At 48.9% G+C, this 3,067-nt stretch carries 3 protein-coding genes and 1 pseudogene; 3 read left to right on the top strand and 1 reads right to left on the bottom strand.

Annotated elements, in window-relative coordinates:
• On the bottom strand, positions 1-431 hold a 431-nt coding region (locus ACWATR_RS39180; RefSeq protein ID WP_460345541.1), incomplete at its 3' end, for a hypothetical protein.
• On the opposite strand from ACWATR_RS39180, the gene ACWATR_RS39175 reads away from it, so the two are divergent.
• The 3 genes and pseudogenes from ACWATR_RS39175 to ACWATR_RS39165 all read left to right on the top strand — a co-directional run.
• On the top strand, positions 396-1,814 hold the full coding sequence (locus ACWATR_RS39175) for a calcium-binding protein (RefSeq protein ID WP_460345538.1): 1,419 nt from the start codon (positions 396-398) through the stop codon (positions 1,812-1,814). The two genes, ACWATR_RS39180 and ACWATR_RS39175, sit on opposite strands and share 36 nt — an antisense overlap.
• 144 nt (positions 1,815-1,958) lie before the next feature.
• Positions 1,959-2,861, top strand: a complete 903-nt coding sequence (locus tag ACWATR_RS39170; RefSeq protein ID WP_460345535.1) for a sulfotransferase family protein — start codon at positions 1,959-1,961, stop codon at positions 2,859-2,861.
• 45 nt (positions 2,862-2,906) lie between these two features.
• Positions 2,907-2,981: pseudogene (locus ACWATR_RS39165) on the top strand (adenylyl-sulfate kinase); the annotation flags it as partial.
• Positions 2,982-3,067: the final 86 nt, after the last annotated feature.

Here is a 3,067-nt window from a genome sequence, read left to right as displayed (position 1 = left end):
AATCTATGACACTGTATCAAGTCACTCAAACCATTGATAACGGAAATGGCGACACAGTAGGCAGCCTCAGCTATGCTATCCGGCAAGCCAACGTCAATCCAGGAACTGATGTGATCGAGTTCAAAACGAACATCAGAATTACGAGCGTGATGAAGACCCTGCTCGACAGTGATATCGTGGTCATCGGCAACGGGAAGTCTGTCAGTGGCGATGCCAACAACAATGGGCAAACGGACAATGGAGATTTGCGTCCCTTCTTCATCAAGTCGGGAAACGTGAAATTCTACGACCTGACAATTACCAACAGCACCGCTAAAGGAGGGGATGGCGGCCCCAAAGGAGGTGGTGGTGCGGGAATGGGAGGAGGGATGTTCATCTACGGAGGGGATGTCTCTTTGAGCGATGTAACTTTTAGCAATAACCGAGCTCAAGGTGGCAACGGCGGGAGTATAGACGGGCAGTTTGGCGGCGGCGGCGGTTTGTTAGGTAATGGGTACTACACCGGCGGCGGGGGATTGTTTGCTTCTAGCACTGGTCAGCCTGGTGGCTATGGCGGTAATGGGAACTACGGAGGCTACGGTGGCACCACTAGAGTTGCCCGCACTGGCTTTGTCTTGGGCGGCGACGGCGGCTTCGGCGGCGGCGGCGGCGGTAACATACGCGGCAACGGCAACGGTGGCTTTGGCACCGGCAACGGTGGCTTGGGCGGCAGCGGTGGCTTCGGCGGCGGCGGCGGCGGCGGCAGTGCCTTGGGCGGCAGCGGTGGCTTCGGCGGCGGCGGCGGCACTGGCGGCACTGGCAGCGGCAAGGGTGGCTACGGCGCTGGTGGCGGCGGCGCTGGTGGCGGTGGCTACGGCGCTGGCAGCAGCGGAGGCAGTTTGACATTGAGCAATGGTGGTGCAGGTATGGGAGGTGCTATTTTTATGCGTAGTGGCACCCTCACCCTCAATTCCGTCAATCTGAATAACAACAGAGCTCTCGGCGGCGGAGGAGATACTGTGCTTACTGAAAGTAACGGTCAAGGCTTGGGAGGGGCATTGTTCATTATGAAGCGCACTACCAATACCAACGACAACAACCAAGGGATGCCCACCTCTTTGCCTACTGTTGTCTCAGAGGGGACGCTGCCAACTTACTCAGGTAATTCCGCTAACGATGATAAAGGAACTAGCGGTAATGACGACAACGTATTTGGCACCATCACTACGGTGACTGAACCCAAGGCTGGTAATGATCTAATCAATGGCACCAGCAGCAACGAAACCTTTGATGGTGGTGCCGGTAACGACACCGTAAACGGCGGTGGTGGTAACGACATCTTACTCGGAGGGCGGGGCAACGACTTCCTCAACGGCAATGCTGGGGTTGACATCCTCTACGGCGGACTTGGCAATGATAATCTCAACGGTGGTGCAGGCAATGATACCCTGATTGGCGGTGCTGGGAGCGATCGCTTTATCTTCAATTCAGGACAACAGTTCACCCAAGCTAACGCCGAATTAGTGGGACTAGATACCATCACCGATTTCGTGCAAGGTACTGACAAAATAGTTCTATCCAAAACCACTTTCACTGGCATTGATAGTGTGGTGGGTAATGGATTCAGTCAAAGTAATGAGTTTCGAGTTGTCGCCAATCAAAATGTCCTAAGCGACCTTCTCCAGAATCTCGGAGCAGTCAATATAGTTTACAACTTAGAGACCGGAGGGTTGAACTACATCTCTGATAATCCTCTGAGTCTGAGGTTTACTCGAATTGCCACCATTCAAGGCAGCCCCACATTAACTGCCAGCGATTTTCAGATTATCGCCTAGCTAGGGCAAGCTCATCTAATTAGGGACTTCCAAATAAAAAACATCCAATTTTTCTTGTGGGGTGGACATCTTGTCCGCCCACCCTTGGCTATGAGCGGACAAGATGTCCACCCCACAAGTAGTAGTAATTTATTTTTTGGTAAAATGATACAACCGAAATTACACTTCATCTCTGGATTACCCCGTTCTGGTTCCACCTTACTTGGAGCTTTACTGCGGCAAAATCCCCGATTTCACGCCAACATGAGCAGTCCTGTTGGGGGTCTGGTCAACAGTATGCTGGAAGCCATGAGTGAGAATAATGAGTTTTCAGTCTTTATTACACCAGAACAAAAACAAGCTCTAACTTTAACGATTTTTTCAACTTTCTATCAGCCCCAAGCAGATAAAGCAGTTATCTTCGATACCAATCGCCTTTGGTGTAGCAAATTGCCTTTAATCCACCAGCTATTTCCCGACGCGAAAGTGATTTGCTGTGTGCGGAATGTCGCTTGGATAATGGATAGTGTGGAACGAATAATCAGGAAAAATGCTTTTGATGTGTCGCATTTATTCAATAATCCTGGCGAACGTTCTACCGTTTACACGCGCACCGAAGCTTTAAGTCAGTCGGGAAGATTAGTCGGGTTTGCTTATAACGCTCTCAAAGAAGCTTTCTATAGCGAATATAGTGAATCTTTACTCTTGGTGGACTACGACATCTTAAGCCAAGCTCCCGATAAAACCTTATCGCTGATTTATCAATTTCTGGGAGAGGAACCTTTTGAGCATGATTTTACCAATGTGCAGTATGAAGCCAACGAATTCGATCGCCGACTCAATACACATGGACTACATCACGTCCGCTCAAAAGTCGAGTTTCAACCTCGTGCAACCGTTTTACCCCCTGATTTATTCGCTCAATATGAGGGTTTATCTTTCTGGGAGACTCCAACCAGCAGTAGTCTAGCAAATGTGATTGTTGCCCAGCCAAAGATTCCCCTAGCGCCCCCGCTAGAGGTGGGAAATAAGGCAAATGGATCTAGTGTTTTTTCAAACTTGAGATGATTTTAACCCTTAGCGATCGCTAATAACTAAAGGTTCAATACTGTTAATTTTGTCGAAGTTTATGTAAATGCTCCACTTGCAGTTTGTGAATTCCGTGATGTCAAAGGACTTTATGCCAAGCTCTAATATATGAAAAATTTTTAATTATTAAAAATTGATAATTTATAATCTAAGCTGAAACTCTAATTAATCCTCGCGGCAGCAAC

This window comes from Nostoc sp. UIC 10890, assembly GCF_054786515.1.
This window is presented reverse-complemented; position numbering and strand designations above follow the sequence as displayed.

What these genes read in the sequence shown, in the direction of transcription:
- ACWATR_RS39170 (WP_460345535.1), top strand. Translation starts at nt 1,959, where the DNA reads ATGATACAACCGAAATTACACTTCATCTCTGGATTACCCCGTTCTGGT.